This is a genomic window from Streptomyces sp. NPDC019224 (assembly GCF_040632605.1).
In the GTDB taxonomy this organism is placed as follows: domain Bacteria; phylum Actinomycetota; class Actinomycetes; order Streptomycetales; family Streptomycetaceae; genus Streptomyces.
In genome coordinates, this window is sequence record NZ_JBEYCF010000007.1 from 16,985 (window position 1) to 31,212 (window position 14,228).

Sequence of the window (14,228 nt, forward strand, 5' to 3'; positions counted from 1 at the left end):
ACGGGAACAAAGAATCTCCACCATCATCGTTCCCTCTCAGGAATTGCTTGCGGGGCGAGTACGGCCCGCCGATTCTTTATCGAGAAGTGAGCAGTTCCCCCCTGGAGCCGACCTGGCCGTTCCGCTCACCCCGTGACGGAACGGCCCCCGTCTCTCCCTCAACGCCCCACGTCACAGCCCTGCCGTACGACGTCCTCGGCCACCACCGCCCCGCGGGCCCACCCTCCTCGACTTCCCGCCGCCGGCCCAGTGGAATTCACCGCGAATAGCGGGAGCCACATTGCCCGGGGAGCCGGGAGCACGCGTCGGAGCCACCGCCGCATCACCCGAATCCGGGCCCGGATCAACACCGCACGAGTGACCCGCGAGCCGGTCCCGGGCGCGGAGGCCGACCGGGCAGGTGGCCGGAACCGGCCGATACGTGCCCCCTGCATTTCGTCTTGTCCTGCCTGTGTTCAGGGCCACATACGTGGACTATCTTCGACAGCCGATGACGGTACGCACCTGACGACGGATGGGAGCGCTCTCCCGTCCGCCCACCCCCATCGGGCGCCGAAGAGCAAGAAGGGGTCGAGGTATGCCGGGAGTTGCGCAACCCTCGGAGCTGGGAGAGCCGCTCGGACCGCTGCCGCAGGAGTTCGCCACCATTGTGCGGCCCGAACTCCCCAGCCTCATCAAGGAGATCGGCCTTGAGGTCACGCGCGCCTACCCCGAGTACGCGCGACTCCTCGACGGCCCCTACGGCCAGGGCATCCGGGTCGGCGTCGAGCAGAGCATCTCCGTGTTCGTGGACCAGGTGGCCGAGCCGGCCGCCCCCTCCGCGCTGCGCGACGAGATGTGCCGCAGGTTCGGCCGGTTCGAGGCGTACGAGGGGCGCAGCCTGGAACAGTTGCAGGGGGCGTACCGGCTGGGCGCCCGCGTGGCTCTCCGCCGGGCCAAGAAGATCGGCAGGCGCTACAACCTCTCCCCCACCATGATGCTGACGTTCGCGGACGCCCTGTTCAGTTACGTGGACGAGCTGGAAGCCCTGTCGCGCGAGGGGTACTTGGAGGTGAGGTCGGCCTCCGACGACCACACGGACACGCTGCGGCGCAGGCTGCTCCACCTGATCCTCGCCGGGCGTCCCGTGCCGCGCGTGGCCATCGCCGAGCTGTGCGAGCAGACCGGCTGGACGCTGCCGGACGAGGTGACGCTCGTCGCCGTGCGCCCCTCCCCCGATCTGGACCGGCTGGCGATCGACCGCGACGTACTGGTCGACTTCACCGACCCGCAGCCGCACTTACTGATCCCGGGGCCCTTCGACGACATGCGAAGACGCATGCTGGAACACGCTCTGCCGGGCGTCCGTGCCGCCATCGGCCTGACCGTCCCCTCGTCCCTGGCGTCGGACTCGATCCGCTGGGCCCGACGGGTGCTGGAACTCGTGGACGCGGGTGTCATCGACGAGGCGCCGGCCATCCTCTGCGAGGACCACCTCATCACCCTGTGGCTGCTCTCCGATCCGGTCCTCCTCGACCAGCTCGCGCGCCGCGAACTCGCCCCGATGGCCCACATCAGCGCCAACCGGCGCGAACGGCTCATCGAAACGCTGCGGATCTGGCTCGACACCCGGGGCACGGCGGCCCAGATGGGCGAGCTGCTCGACGTGCACCCCCAGACCGTCCGCTACCGGATGCGCAATCTGGAATCGATCTTCGGCGATCAACTGGTCGATCCGGAGGCGCGGTTCTCGACGGAGACCGTGCTCCGCGCCATGCGGCTGCGCGCCCGCAGCAACGACACCCCCATCTGAACAGCGCGACGCTTCCTCAGCCCGACGAGCACTTCACGCGACGTCAACCTACTTGCTGGTAAAGGGAAATAGTCGGTCATTCCCAAACGGTTGCCACACGGAGACGTACTCAACGAGAAACCAGGAACCGCGTCTCGTTATATGGAGTGGAGCCGGTCCGCCCACCCGGCGGCCCGACGCCCGACTCCTGGCCACCATCGAGAGGGAAGCCCCCATGACCGCCTCACACCTGCTCGTCCCCGTCCCGATCCCGGACCGCATCGCCGCGCTCATCGGCGCCTGCACCCCCGCGCACATCCTCCAGGCCGAGTTCGACGCCGAGTGCGCCGCGCGCGAGGTCCGCAGGTTCCGAGGGCCCCGGCTTGGCATCGAGGACCAGGCCGACCGCGAGCAGGCCCTGTCGGAGCTGGCCCGCGCCAACAAGGTGCTCGCCGCCCACCACCCCCGGCTGGTGGTGCGCCCCGGTTCCGCCTGGTGACCTCGCAGAACGACCCGCCCCCGCACCTTGCGAAGAGACCGCCGCACCCTTACCTTACTCAAAAGTAAGTTTACTTCAGAGTAAGGAACTGGCGTGGCCGACAACAGCAGCGGCAATGTCACCGAAGAACTGGCCGCCCTCGACTTCGCGGCCGTCTCCCCCGAGGAGTTCGCGCGGATCGTGAAGGGCCTGTCCGCCAGGCAGCTCGGCGAGGTCATGCACGGGGAGCTGCGCGCCCGGGTGCTCGGCGAGGTCTTCGGCCGGATGAAGCAGCAGTTCCGCCCCGAGGCGGCCGGGACGCTCACGGCGCTGATCCGCTGGAAGATCACCGGCGACACGGAGGTGGTCTACGAGACCTCGATCGCGGACGGCACCTGCACCGTCGGCGAGGGCCGCTCGGACGCCGAGCCGCGTACGACGCTGATCATGGCGGACGCCGAGTTCCTGAAGCTGGTCTCCGGCAACGGCAACCCGATCACGATGTTCATGATGCGCAAGCTGAAGGTGGCCGGTGACGTCGGCCTGGCCTCGGGCCTCACCCGCTACTTCGACATCCCGAAGGCGTGAGCCGATGAGCTACTTCAACCTCGCGCTCACCGAGGACCAGCGGGACCTGCGCGACTGGGTGCACGGCTTCGCGGCCCAGGTGGTGCGCCCGGCGGCGGCCGAGTGGGACGCCCGCGAGGAGACGCCCTGGCCGGTCATCCAGGAGGCCGCCCGGATCGGTCTCTACGGGTTCGAGTCGCTGGCCGACATGTACGGCGACCCGTCGGGGCTCTCGCTCCAGATAGCCAACGAGGAGCTGTTCTGGGGCGACGCCGGCATCGGCATGGCCCTGTTCGGCACCTCCCTCGCCGTCGCCGGGATCTTCGCCTCCGGCACCCCGGACCAGCTCGCCGAGTGGGTGCCCCAGTGCTACGGCGACGAGGACGATCCGAAGGTCGCGGCGTTCTGCGTGTCCGAACCGCAGGCGGGCTCCGACGTCTCCGCGATGACCACGAAGGCCCGCTACGACGAGGCGAAGGACGAGTGGGTGATCTCCGGCCAGAAGGCGTGGATCACCAACGGGGGCATCGCCGAGGTGCATGTGGTCGTCGCCTCGGTCGACCCCGCGCTCGGCGCGCGCGGGCAGGCCGCGTTCATCGTCCCGCCGGGTACGAAGGGGCTGGCGGCGAGCCGCACCATCAAGAAACTCGGCCTGCGCGCCTCGCACACGGCGGACGTCTTCCTCGACGACGTCCGGGTGGCGGGGCACTGCCTGCTCGGCGGCAAGGAGAAACTGGACGCCCGCCTCGCCCGCGCCCGCGAGGGCGGCACCGCCAAGGGCCAGGCCGCGATGGCCACCTTCGAGGTCAGCCGCCCCACGGTCGGCGCCCAGGCGCTGGGCATCGCGCGCGCGGCGTACGAGTACGCGCTGGAGTACGCCGGAACGCGCGAGGCGTTCGGGCGGCCGATCATCGAGAACCAGTCGATCGCGTTCGCCCTGGCCGACCTCCGTACCGAGATCGAGGCCGTACGGCTGCTGATCTGGCAGGCCGCGTGGATGGCCCGCAACGACCGCGCCTTCGACGCCGGACAGGGCTCCATGTCCAAACTCCGCGCGGGCGAACTCGCGGTGGCCGCCACGGAGAAGGCCGTCCAGATCCTGGGCGGCGCGGGATACAGCCGGGAGCACCCGGTGGAGCGGATGTACCGGGACGCCAAGATCTACACGATCTTCGAGGGGACCAGCGAGATCCAGCGCCTGGTCATCGCACGGGCGATCTCGGGGCGGCACATCCGCTGAACCGGCGCGGCAGCCGTACGACCCTGTCCCACGCGTTACTGGGACAACACCCGCCCCCAGGAGGCATGCTCGTCCGGTGAGAGACGGCCGGTGCGCGGGGGCACACCGGCCGCGAAGCCGCATCCAGGTGCCCCCACCATCACCGGGAGACCGCATGCACCGGACCACCGTCCTCTCCGCCCTGGCGCTCGCCGCCTCGCTCCTGAGCGCGACGCCCGCCTCGGCCGCCGCGCCCGCCGGTTCCCCCGCCGGCTGGGAGCCCGCTCCCACCGCGGCCTTCGACGTTCCGGCCGGTGCCCGCTGCGACGCCCCGATACACAGCGAACCGGTCGTGGACGAGGTCGTCCGCAAGGTACTGGCCACCCGCCCCGACGGGACGCCGTCGGAGGTCGCCTACAAGGGCGCGCTGGTCATCCGGATCACCAACACCCTCACGGGGGCGTACTACGACGCCGACGCCGGTGGCAGCACGATCGTCGACTACCGAGCCGACGGCTCGCAGCGCTGGCACGTGGCCGGCCCCGTCCTGCTCGGTGTCGGCGAGCACCAGGGCAACCTGGCGCGCGGAGAATACCTGCTCGACGGCATTTACACGCTGGACATCGCCGCCGACGGCTACCGCACGCTGCACATGATCCACGGGTCCGTGGACGATGTCTGCGCCCGTATCGAATGACCGCTCCCCCCGGCCGCGGAAGGCCTTGATGTCCTCGTCGCTCCGCCCCGCCGGCGGCGCGGAGCGACGGGAGCAGGTCGTCGCCGGGCGCCCGCCGCCGCTCCTGGAGGCGACGGGCGGCCTTCGCGCACGGTCCGGCAGGCCCGTCAGGGGACGGCGGCGAAGGCGGGCGGGAGAATGCCGCTGACGGGCGACACCGCCCAGGCCGTCGCCCCACCGCCCGACCCGACACCCCTGGGGGAACCATGCCCGCTGTCCCGCGCCCGTCCGTCCTCTTCGTCACCGACCTCGCCTACCAGGCGCGCGGCCGGCGCTACTGCGACGAGGACATCCACCTGACGTCGCGGCTGCGCGAGGACTTCGACCTCGCGCTCTGCCATCCGCGCGACGCCGCCGCGCTGCTCGACCGCTTCGACGCCGTCGTCGTACGCAACAGCGGCCCGGTCCTGCACTACCAGGAGGCGTACGACGCGTTCCGGGCGCGGGCCCTGGAGCTGGGGACCCGGGTGTACAACCCGTTGACCGGGCGGGGGGACATGGCGGGCAAGCAGTACCTCGTGGACCTGAGCCGGGCCGGCTACCCGGTCATACCCACCGTGGACCGGGCGGCGGACCTCGGCCTCCTGCCGCCGGCCGAGGGCTATGTCGTGAAGCCGAAGCTGGGCGCGGACTCCGTGGGTCTGCGCTTCACGACGACACCGGAGCCGGCACCCGGGGCGGACGGCACCCTGCTCGTCCAACCCCGGATCGACTTCCGCTACGAGGTGTCCTTCTACTTCGTCGACCACGACTTCCAGTACGCGCTGTACGCGCCGGACCCGGAGCGGCGGTGGGTGCTGGAGCCGTACGGGGCGAGCGCGGCGGACCTGGCGTTCGCCCGGTCGTTCGTGGAGTGGAACGCCCTGGACCACGGCATCCAGCGCGTGGACGCCTGCCGCACGGCGGACGGCGGCCTGCTCCTCGTAGAACTGGAGGATCTCAACCCGTATCTCTCGCTGGACCGGGTAGCAGCCCCCGTACGGGAGGCATTCGCCGCCCGCATGGCGAAGTCACTGCGGGATCTGCTCGCCTGACACGTCCGGGCGTTCCCCGCATGCGGGTGACACGACGGGATGTGAGGGTGCAAAGGTGACCACTGCCAGCGAGACCGCCCCCGCCGAGCAGAGTGCCGCCGCGCCGCCCGTGCTCGATCCCCGCCGCCGCAACATCGTCTTCGCCACGATCGTGCTGGGCATCCTGCTGGCCGCCCTGGACCAGACGATCGTGGGCACCGCGCTGCCCACGATCGTCTCGGACCTGGGGGGCGCCGCGCACATGTCGTGGGTGGTCACCGCCTATCTCCTCGCGGAGACCGTGGCGACGGTCCTCGTCGGTAAGTTCGGCGACATGTTCGGGCGGAAGATCATCTTCCAGCTGTCCGCGGTCATCTTCATCACCGGTTCGTTCCTCTGCGGGCTCGCGACGAACATGACGCTGCTGATCGTGTGGCGCGGCCTCCAGGGCATCGGCGCCGGCGGTCTGATGGTCACCTCGATGGCGCTGATCGCCGACGTCATCCCGCTGCGCGACCGGGGCAAGTACCAGGGCGCGATCGGTGCCGTCTTCGGTGTGTCGACCGTGATCGGGCCGCTGCTCGGCGGTCTGTTCACCGACCATCTGACGTGGCGCTGGGCGTTCTACGTCAATGTGCCGATCGCGATCGTGGTGGTCATCGCGGCGGCGCGTACGATCCCGTCCGTGAAGGCGGCCGGGCGGCCGGTCATCGACTACCTGGGCATCGCGATGGTCACGGTCGGCGCCAGCTCCCTGATCCTGGCCACGAGCTGGGGCGGCAACGAGTACGCCTGGGGCTCCGGCGTCATCATCGGCCTGTTCGTCCTCGGGCTCGTGGCGCTCGCGCTGTTCTGCCTGGTCGAGTTCCGGGCGAAGGAGCCGATGCTGCCGATGCGGCTGTTCGGCAACCCGGTCTTCACGGTCTGCTCGATCCTCAGCTTCATCGTGGGCTTCGCGATGCTCGGCGCGATGATCTTCCTGCCGACGTATCTGCAGTACGTGGACGGCGACTCGGCGACCCTGTCGGGCGTGCGGACGCTGCCGATGGTCGTTGGCCTGCTCGCCGCGTCCATCTTCAGCGGCAACGTGGTCAGCAAGACGGGCCGCTACCGGATCTTCCCCATCATCGGGTCGCTGGTCATGGCCGCCGGTCTGTTCCTGCTCTCCCGGATGGGCCCGGACAGCGGGGTCTGGCTGGAGTCGCTGTACATGCTGGTGCTCGGCATCGGCATCGGGCTCTCCATGCAGGTCCTGACGATCGCCGTGCAGAACACCGTCGACTACGCGGACCTGGGCACGGCGACCTCGGGCGTCACCTTCTTCCGTACGCTCGGCAGCTCCTTCGGCACCGCCGTCTTCGGGACCATCTACGCCAACGCCCTCGGCCCGCACCTCAAGGACGGGATCACCGAGGCCGTACAGGCGGGCGGCGACCCCGCCGTCCTGACGAAGGCGGCCCAGAGCCCGGAGGGACTGCACGCGCTGCCCGCCGCCCAGTCGGCGCCGCTGGCCCAGGCCTACGCCGACACCCTGCACACGGTGTTCCTGTGGACGGTGCCCGTCGCGCTGCTCGGGTTCGTCGTCGCGCTGTTCCTGAAGCAGGTGAAGCTGCGCGACACCGTACGGGCGGGCTCGACGGACATGGGGGAGGGCTTCGCCTCGCCGAACACCGGGGACTCGGCCCGGCTGCTCGAGTTCTCGGTGGCCAGGATCCTGCGACGGGTGGACCCGGACACGGCACGGCGGATCGTCGCCGAGTCGGACACCCGGCTCGACATGGCGGGTGCCTGGGCGGTGATGCAGGTCGAGCTGTTCACCCGGATGGTCGGCCACGCGGGGCTCCGGCTGATCGCCGCCCGGCACCGGATTCCGCCGGAGGTCCTGGTGCCGGTCTTCGACCGGATGATCGAGGAGGGCTTCCTCACCGGCGACGGCCGCCTGTTCACCCACACCGAGGCCGGCAGCCGCGAGGCGAGGACCATCACGGACGCCTGGGCCCGCTGGCTCAACGAGCAGCTGGGCGAGGACGGCGGGCGCCCGGACGACGCCCGGCTGCGCGCCGCGGTCGACGTGATCGCCAAGCGGCTGCTGGCGGAGGACCTGACGCAGGAGCTGGCCCCGGTGGCTCCGACGGGCGCGCCGGTCTGAGCACCCTGTTCGAGCCGTTTTCAGTCGGCGAAGACGGCGGTCTCGTAGACCCAGGCCCCCTCGTGCCGGACGAAGCGGCTCTTCTCGTGGAGGGAGCCGGGGTGCCCGCCCACCGTGTAGCGGGCCCGGAAGGTGACGGTGCCGGTGGTGTGGAAGGCGCTGCCCTCCGTGGTTTCGAGGACCTCCAGGCCCTGCCAGCGCTGCCCGGGGTCGAAGTCCAGGACGTCGGGGCGGTGGTCCGGGTGCCAGGTGCGCAGCAGGTACCCGGCGTCCCGGACGACGAAGGCGGCGTACCGCGAGCGCATCAGCGCCTCGCACGTCGGTGCCGGGGCCCCCGCGTGCAGTCGGCCGCAGCACTCGGCGTAGGCGGCGGGCAGCCCGCAGGGGCACGGCGAAGCCGCGCTGATCTCGGGGGCGGGGGTGGTGCGGGGGCTCGCGGCGGACGGGCGCCGGGAGCGGGAGGTGCGTCGGGACATGCGTCCATTGTGACGTGCGGGAACGCCCGCGCCCGACGGGCGGGGTCAGGTCAGCAGGAAATCCGCCTGGCCGGCCTTGGCTCCCTGGATGAAGGCGGCGATCTCGTGGGGGGTGTAGATGAGGGCGGGGCCGTCGGGGTCCGCGGACTGGCGCATGGCGATTCTCCCGTCGGCCAGTTTCATGGCCTCGACGCAGTTGCCGCCGTTGCCACCGCTCCAGGGCTTGTACCAGCCTTCGGAGCCGAGGTCAGCGGCCGGCATGCCGTTGTATATGGGTGTCATCACAGCTCCTTGCGGAAGTCCTGGAGGAGTTCCGTCGTGCGTTGTGCAGTCGCGGCCTGGGCCGCCATGCGGTCCATGACCTCGAGGTAGGAGGCCACCTCCGGGCGCGCGTCGAAGTAGACGGCTCCGGTCAGATATTCGCTGAAGACCATGTCGGGCAGTTCGGGGACGGCGAACCGGAAGAGTACGAACGGCCCGTACGTCCCCGGGTGGTGACCGGTGGAGAACTCCGCGATCTGCAGGGTGACGTTGGGCATCGTCGTGGCTTCCAGGAGCTTGTCCACCTGGGCGCGCATGAGCTCGACGCTGCCCACCGGCCGGCGCAGAACGGTTTCGTCCATCACCACCCACAGGCGTGGGGCGTCCGGCCTGGTCAGCAGGGACTGCCGTGCCATCCGCAGCGCCACATGGCGCTCGATGTCCTCCGGCCCGGTCTGGCCGAGGGCGCCGGTGCGCATCACCGTCCGCGCGTAGTCCTCGGTCTGGAGCAGGCCGGGGACGAAGTGCGGCTCGTACATGCGCAGCAGGCTCGCGGCGCCCTCCAGGCTGACGTACATGCTGAACCAGTCCGGCAGCACGTCGTGGAACCGCTGCCACCAGCCCGGCTTGTTGGCCTCCTCCGCGAGCTCGACGAAGGAGTCCGCCTCCTCGTCCGAGATCCCGTAGGCCTTCAACAGCGCCTGCACATAGGGGATCTTGAGAGCGACCTCGGCGGTCTCCATCCTGCGGACCGTCGCCGGGGCGACACGCAGCACCTTGGCGGCCTGGTCCCGGTTCATGCCGGCACGCTCCCGCAGGTCCTGCAGACGCTTGCCGAGAACGACCTGGCCCACGGTCGGGGCGGACCGCGGTTCGCTCACTTCAGACCTCCCCATGCGCTGTATGCGTGCAGTGTGCCATGAGCCCGCCGACAAGAACACGGCCACTCTGGAATTTTCAGAGTGCCCCTTGCCAAGTGTTCGTGACAGGGGGAGAGTTGGTGTGCGAAATCAGTTGACCTGTCGTGCCCGCGGCCTCCTCGAAGATCGCGAAGCGTGACGCACCCCCCACTGTGAGGATTCGGTCGTGGCACCTGGCAGTGCGCTCATCCCCCGGCTCATGGATCTCAGCCCGGGGGCCGAAGCGCTCCGGTACTGCTTCGCGCTGCCCGCGCACCCCGAATCGGTGGCCGCCGCCCGGCGCCTGACGAAGACCCGGCTCGGTGAGTGGCACACCGGCGGCGAGGCCCGCGAGGCGGCCGTCCTGATCGTGTCCGAGCTGGTGACCAACGCGGTGGTGCACACCGCGAGCGCCCGGGTCCTGTGCGAACTCCGGTGCCTCGACGGCAGGCTGCGCATATCGGTGCAGGACCAGGGAAACCAACCCGGCGGACCACGCCTGGGCAGAGGCGCCGACGACGAGCACGGACGCGGCCTGCTGCTCGTCGACTCCCTCGCCGGCGCCTGGGGATCACGTGACGCCGGGGACGGTTCGGGCCGCATCGTCTGGGCAGAACTGCCGCACGGCTCGGAGCACTCATGCTGAAGAACGCCATGAACCACTTCCTCGGACACCGCAGCTCCCGCGAGCCCGCCGGCACCCCCGGCACCGGCCGGGTCCAGCTGCCGCTGCCCACGACCCTTTCGGCGAGCCTGGGCTGCGACGCGGTCGGGGTGCCCGCGCGCCACGGCTTCCGCCTGATGTCCCATCTGCCGCGCACCGGCTGCGTCTTCGCGGACGCCGAGCGCTGGTGGTGGATCGTCCCGGCCGGCTCCGACCTCGATCTGGACTGGCCCGAGCAGGTCGCGTACGCGCGCGGGACGTGCGTGCCCGCCGTGCGGCCCCGGCTGATCCACCAGCCCGACAGCCGCACCCCGTACACCCCTCCCATCCCCTTGTTCCTGATGGTCTGCCAGGTGACCGGCGTGACCCCGTCGTGGACCCAGGCGTACGGACCCCGGGCCGTCTCCGCACCCTGACCGCACGGCCGCCCCGGCCCCTCCCGCCCCGGTCACCCCGCGTTGTCAGTGGTCGGTTCTACTGTGGAACCACTGATCGGACAACCCGCGGAACACGGGTTCAACAGGTGTGAGGGGGGCGGACCTGTGCGTGCTGTGGAGTCTGTCGAGGACGGGGCGGCGCAGTTCGAGGAGACCGGGACGGACGAGGACACGTTCGTCTTCCCGGACAGCTGGCGGCGCCTGGTCCACCCCCGGCGCGGGGGCATCGCGTCCACGCCCCGCCCGGCGGACCGCAAGCTGGTCGTCGCTGTCGCGGAGCGGACGGCCGAGGAACAGGCATGGATCCAGGAGTTCCTGGACGCGCCGCGCAGTGACGCGGCCCTCGTCAGCGAGGTCCGCCGGCATCTGGAGGGGCGGCCTTCGCCCGCCGGAGCGGCCGCGGTGGCGACGATCGTGGGGATGTACGCACCACCCGGGACCGCATGGGCCGACAGCTGGGTGCGGCGGCACGGCCTGCCCTTCGCGGCCTGTGCCGCGCTGGAGCTGTTCATGACCGAACCCCACTGGATGCAGAGCGGCACGCGCCGCCACGACGCGTGGCTGGAGGGACGGTCCGAGGCCCGGGGGACGAAGTCGTCCCACTACAGCCGGGCGGCCGCCGACCGGGTGCGCGCCCTGCTCGCCGTCGCGGACGACGAGACGTACCGGGCCACCGTCGAGGCGCTCTCCGCCTGCCGCACCGACGCCCACCGCAAGGTCATCACGGCCTACCTGGCGCCGAGCGAGTCCGAGTGGGTCGCGGACCTCTGTGCCGACCCGGAGACGACGGGGACGGTCGATGCCGGCCTTCTCTCCCTGATCTTCTGCACGCTCGACTCGCCGGAGCAGGCGGCCCTCTTCACGCACACCTTCGGTTTCGACCGGGCCCCGGCCGTGATCGCCACGGCCGCCGAGGGCATCGGGACGGCGATCGTCCCGATGCTCACCATGGAGCTGGAGAAGGGGCATTTCTACCGGGACGCGAGGAAGCAGCTCGCCGACGCGCTCGTCGAGTTCCCGACGGACGAGGCCTTCGGTGCCCTGCTCGCCCACGCGGACGACAAGCAGGTCCGCCCGGCCCTCCTGGAAGCGATGCGCCGCTACCCGGCCCGGGCGCTGCGGCTGCTCGCCGTGGACGCGCGTGACCGGGCGGGGCTCCCGGCGACCGCGTCGTCCGGGCTGCTCCCCGCGCACATCGCGACGCACCGCGCGCTCGTGGAGCGGGTGCTGCCGACGCTGGACGCCGGTCCGGCGGAGATCGTCGAACCCCTGCTGAACCCCGCGAACCGGATCGCGGACGCTCCCGCCGACGCCCTTCCTGCCGTACTGACGACTCCGCCGTGGACCGGAAAGCGGACCAGGACGCGGCCTGTCGTCGTCGCGGGCCTGACGGCGGGCGGCGAGCCCGTCGTGGCGTGGCAGGCCGGGGAGCGGGAGAAGTGGGCGACGACCAGCAGCCGGTACACCCGGCGGGAGGCGGTGGACGACTGGGAGCGGACGATCGCCTCGCTGCGCTACGGGCTCGACGCGCCGGACCTGCGGCCGGCCTGGATCTACGTCCACGGGCCCGAGGAGCGGGTCGCTCCCCTGCTCGCCGACTGGGACCCGACCGATGTGTGGGACGGCGCGGACACGCTGAAGCCGGTGGCCGCCCGCTTCGGTCCCGCCGCCCTGCCCATGCTGCTGCGCGTCGTGCCGCGCCAGCCCGGCGTGCTCGCCCCGCTGCTGCTGCCGTTCGTCGACGCGCGGGTCGCCCGCCACATGGCCGACTGGGCGGTGCGGCTCAAGTCCACGGCTTCGGTGGCCCGTTCCTGGTTCGAGCGGCACGGTGTGCGGGCGGCGCCGCTGCTGGTGCCCGACGCCGTCGGCAAGGCCGGTGCCGCGCGGCGCGCCGCCGAGCAGACGCTGCTCCAGATCGCCGCGCTGCACGGCGACACGGTGGTGCGCGAGGCCGCCGAGGGGTACGGCGAGAAGGCGGCGGAGGCGGTGGCCGGACTGCTGGTCGCCGACCCGCTGGAGCGGGCGCTGCCCGCCGCCGTGCCGGAGCTGCCGGAGTGGGCGGACCCCGTGCTGCTGCCGCAGATCAGGGTCGCCTCGGGCGGGGCGCTGCCCAACGAGTCGGTCCGCCATGTCGTGACCATGCTGGCCCTGTCCAAGCCGGGCGAGCCGTATCCGGGCCTCGCCGACGTGGTGCGGACGGTGGACCCGGCCTCGGCGGCCGAGTTCGCCTGGGCGCTCTTCGAGCAGTGGCGCCTGGCCCTCCTGCCCGCCAAGGAGGCGTGGGCGCTGCGCGCCCTGGGTGTGCTCGGCGACGACGTGACGGTGCGCCGGCTGACGCCGGTGATCCGGGCCTGGCCCGGCGAGAACGCCCATCACCGGGCCGTGGAGGGGCTCGACGTGCTGGCGGCGATCGGCAGCGACGCGGCACTGCTCCATCTGCACGGGATCTCCCAGCGGGTGAAGTTCAAGGCCCTGAAAGTGCGGGCCGCCGAGAAGATCGCCGAGGTGGCGGCGGGCCTCGGCCTGACGGGTGAACAGCTCTCGGACCGGCTGGTACCCGACCTCGGTCTGGACGCGGACGGTTCCACGGTCGTCGACTACGGCAGCCGGACGTTCACCGTGGGCTTCGACGAGCAGTTGCGGCCCTATGTCCGCGACAGCGACGGCAAGCACCGCAAGGACCTGCCGAAGCCCGGGGCGAAGGACGACGCGGAGCTGGCGCCGGCCGAGCGCAAGCGGTTCACGGCGCTGAAGAAGGAGGTCCGGACGATCGCCTCCGACCAGGTGCGCCGGCTGGAGGCCGCCATGGTGGCGGGCCGTTCCTGGACGGCGCACGAGTTCACCGAACTGTTCGTCGGCCACCCGCTGATGTGGCACCTGGTGCGCCGGCTGGTGTGGCTGAGCGAGACGGAGGGGGCGACCACGGCGTTCCGGGTGGCGGAGGACCGGACGTTCGCCGACGTCGAGGGCGATGCCTTCGGGCTGCCCGGCGAGGCGACCGTGCGGCTGGCCCATCCTCTGCGTCTGGGAGAGGCGGTGACCGCCTGGTCGGAGGTGTTCGCGGACTACGAGATCCTGCAGCCGTTCCCCCAGCTCGGGCGCGCGGTGTTCACGCTGACCGAGGAGGAGGCGGCCGGCCACCGCCTGCGGCGCTTCGAGGGGATCAAGGTGCCCACGGGCAGGGTCCTCGGCCTGGAGCGGTACGGCTGGCAGCGCGGGAATCCGGAGGACAACGGTGTGGAGCGCTGGATCTCCAAGCGGCTGGACGACAACCGCTACCTGGTGGTCGCCCTCGACGAGGGCATCGCGGTCGGCATGGTCGACATGTTCCCCGAGCAGGTCCTGGAGACCGTCTGGCTCGACAGCCGGCCCTCCGACTACTGGGGAAGCCGCACCTACGACCTGCGGTTCGACGGGCTCGACGCGGTGACCGCGTCGGAGCTGCTCGCCGACCTGACCGCGCTCACCGGGGGCGCCGCGTCATGACCGTACAAAACGAGTCCCGCACCGGCCCGGGTGCGGCCGGTGCGGGGGTCCCGGCGCGGCGCCCGCCCGCGG

At 71.3% G+C, this 14,228-nt stretch carries 13 protein-coding genes; 10 read left to right on the plus strand and 3 right to left on the minus strand.

What is annotated here, in order from left to right; translation table 11 throughout:
- Positions 1-577: 577 nt before the first annotated feature.
- The 7 genes from ABZ564_RS06540 (at position 578) to ABZ564_RS06570 (ending at position 7,933) form a co-directional block, all read left to right on the plus strand.
- On the plus strand, positions 578-1,792 hold the full coding sequence (locus ABZ564_RS06540) for a helix-turn-helix domain-containing protein (RefSeq protein ID WP_360850451.1): 1,215 nt from the start codon (positions 578-580) through the stop codon (positions 1,790-1,792).
- A 214-nt stretch (positions 1,793-2,006) separates the two neighbouring features.
- Entirely contained in the window at positions 2,007-2,270 is a 264-nt protein-coding gene (locus tag ABZ564_RS06545; protein WP_360850454.1) for a hypothetical protein, read from the plus strand.
- 93 nt (positions 2,271-2,363) lie between these two features.
- Positions 2,364-2,837 carry an SCP2 sterol-binding domain-containing protein gene (locus ABZ564_RS06550; protein ID WP_360850457.1) on the plus strand — a complete coding sequence of 158 codons (474 nt, stop codon included), beginning with the start codon at positions 2,364-2,366 and terminating at the stop codon, positions 2,835-2,837.
- A gap of 4 nt (positions 2,838-2,841) precedes the next feature.
- A complete protein-coding gene (locus ABZ564_RS06555) occupies positions 2,842-4,056 on the plus strand; it encodes an acyl-CoA dehydrogenase family protein (RefSeq protein ID WP_360850460.1) in 1,215 nt (404 codons plus the stop codon).
- A gap of 154 nt (positions 4,057-4,210) precedes the next feature.
- Positions 4,211-4,732: a hypothetical protein gene (locus ABZ564_RS06560; RefSeq protein WP_360850463.1), complete on the plus strand. Its 522-nt coding sequence runs from the start codon at positions 4,211-4,213 to the stop codon at positions 4,730-4,732.
- Positions 4,733-4,977: 245 nt separating this feature from the next.
- Entirely contained in the window at positions 4,978-5,805 is an 828-nt protein-coding gene (locus ABZ564_RS06565; protein ID WP_360850466.1) for a hypothetical protein, read from the plus strand.
- A gap of 55 nt (positions 5,806-5,860) precedes the next feature.
- Positions 5,861-7,933 (plus strand): MDR family MFS transporter, encoded by a 2,073-nt coding sequence (locus ABZ564_RS06570; RefSeq protein WP_360850469.1) that lies wholly within the window; start codon positions 5,861-5,863, stop codon positions 7,931-7,933.
- Between the two features lie 20 nt (positions 7,934-7,953).
- Here ABZ564_RS06570 and ABZ564_RS06575 read toward each other — a convergent pair whose 3' ends face one another.
- Genes ABZ564_RS06575 through ABZ564_RS06585 form a run of 3 tightly spaced genes read right to left on the minus strand, consistent with a single transcriptional unit; the run spans position 7,954 to position 9,551 of the window.
- A complete protein-coding gene (locus ABZ564_RS06575; protein WP_360850472.1) occupies positions 7,954-8,409 on the minus strand; it encodes a YchJ family metal-binding protein in 456 nt (151 codons plus the stop codon).
- A 45-nt stretch (positions 8,410-8,454) separates the two neighbouring features.
- Positions 8,455-8,691 carry a DUF397 domain-containing protein gene (locus ABZ564_RS06580; protein ID WP_018552530.1) on the minus strand — a complete coding sequence of 79 codons (237 nt, stop codon included), beginning with the start codon at positions 8,689-8,691 and terminating at the stop codon, positions 8,455-8,457.
- Positions 8,691-9,551: a helix-turn-helix transcriptional regulator gene (locus ABZ564_RS06585; RefSeq protein ID WP_360850477.1), complete on the minus strand. Its 861-nt coding sequence runs from the start codon at positions 9,549-9,551 to the stop codon at positions 8,691-8,693. Before ABZ564_RS06585 ends, ABZ564_RS06580 begins: the two co-directional genes overlap by 1 nt.
- A 205-nt stretch (positions 9,552-9,756) precedes the next feature.
- Here ABZ564_RS06585 and ABZ564_RS06590 point away from each other — a divergent pair, with 205 nt between their 5' ends.
- The 3 genes from ABZ564_RS06590 (at position 9,757) to ABZ564_RS06600 (ending at position 14,156) form a co-directional block, all read left to right on the plus strand.
- A complete protein-coding gene (locus ABZ564_RS06590; RefSeq protein WP_360850480.1) occupies positions 9,757-10,215 on the plus strand; it encodes an ATP-binding protein in 459 nt (152 codons plus the stop codon).
- Positions 10,209-10,649, plus strand: a complete 441-nt coding sequence (locus ABZ564_RS06595; protein ID WP_360850483.1) for a hypothetical protein — start codon at positions 10,209-10,211, stop codon at positions 10,647-10,649. Before ABZ564_RS06590 ends, ABZ564_RS06595 begins: the two co-directional genes overlap by 7 nt.
- Positions 10,650-10,784: 135 nt before the next feature.
- Positions 10,785-14,156, plus strand: a complete 3,372-nt coding sequence (locus ABZ564_RS06600) for a DUF4132 domain-containing protein (RefSeq protein ID WP_360850486.1) — start codon at positions 10,785-10,787, stop codon at positions 14,154-14,156.
- The last annotated feature ends 72 nt before the right edge of the window (positions 14,157-14,228 follow it).

Excerpts from the sequence above, each read along its gene's own strand:
- ABZ564_RS06540 (WP_360850451.1), top strand. The coding sequence starts at position 578 with ATGCCGGGAGTTGCGCAACCCTCGGAGCTGGGAGAGCCGCTCGGACCG.
- ABZ564_RS06545 (WP_360850454.1), top strand. The coding sequence starts at position 2,007 with ATGACCGCCTCACACCTGCTCGTCCCCGTCCCGATCCCGGACCGCATC.
- ABZ564_RS06555 (WP_360850460.1), top strand. The coding sequence starts at position 2,842 with ATGAGCTACTTCAACCTCGCGCTCACCGAGGACCAGCGGGACCTGCGC.
- ABZ564_RS06560 (WP_360850463.1), top strand. The coding sequence starts at position 4,211 with ATGCACCGGACCACCGTCCTCTCCGCCCTGGCGCTCGCCGCCTCGCTC.
- ABZ564_RS06565 (WP_360850466.1), top strand. The coding sequence starts at position 4,978 with ATGCCCGCTGTCCCGCGCCCGTCCGTCCTCTTCGTCACCGACCTCGCC.
- ABZ564_RS06575 (WP_360850472.1), bottom strand. The coding sequence starts at position 8,409 with ATGTCCCGACGCACCTCCCGCTCCCGGCGCCCGTCCGCCGCGAGCCCC.
- ABZ564_RS06580 (WP_018552530.1), bottom strand. The coding sequence starts at position 8,691 with ATGACACCCATATACAACGGCATGCCGGCCGCTGACCTCGGCTCCGAA.
- ABZ564_RS06595 (WP_360850483.1), top strand. The coding sequence starts at position 10,209 with ATGCTGAAGAACGCCATGAACCACTTCCTCGGACACCGCAGCTCCCGC.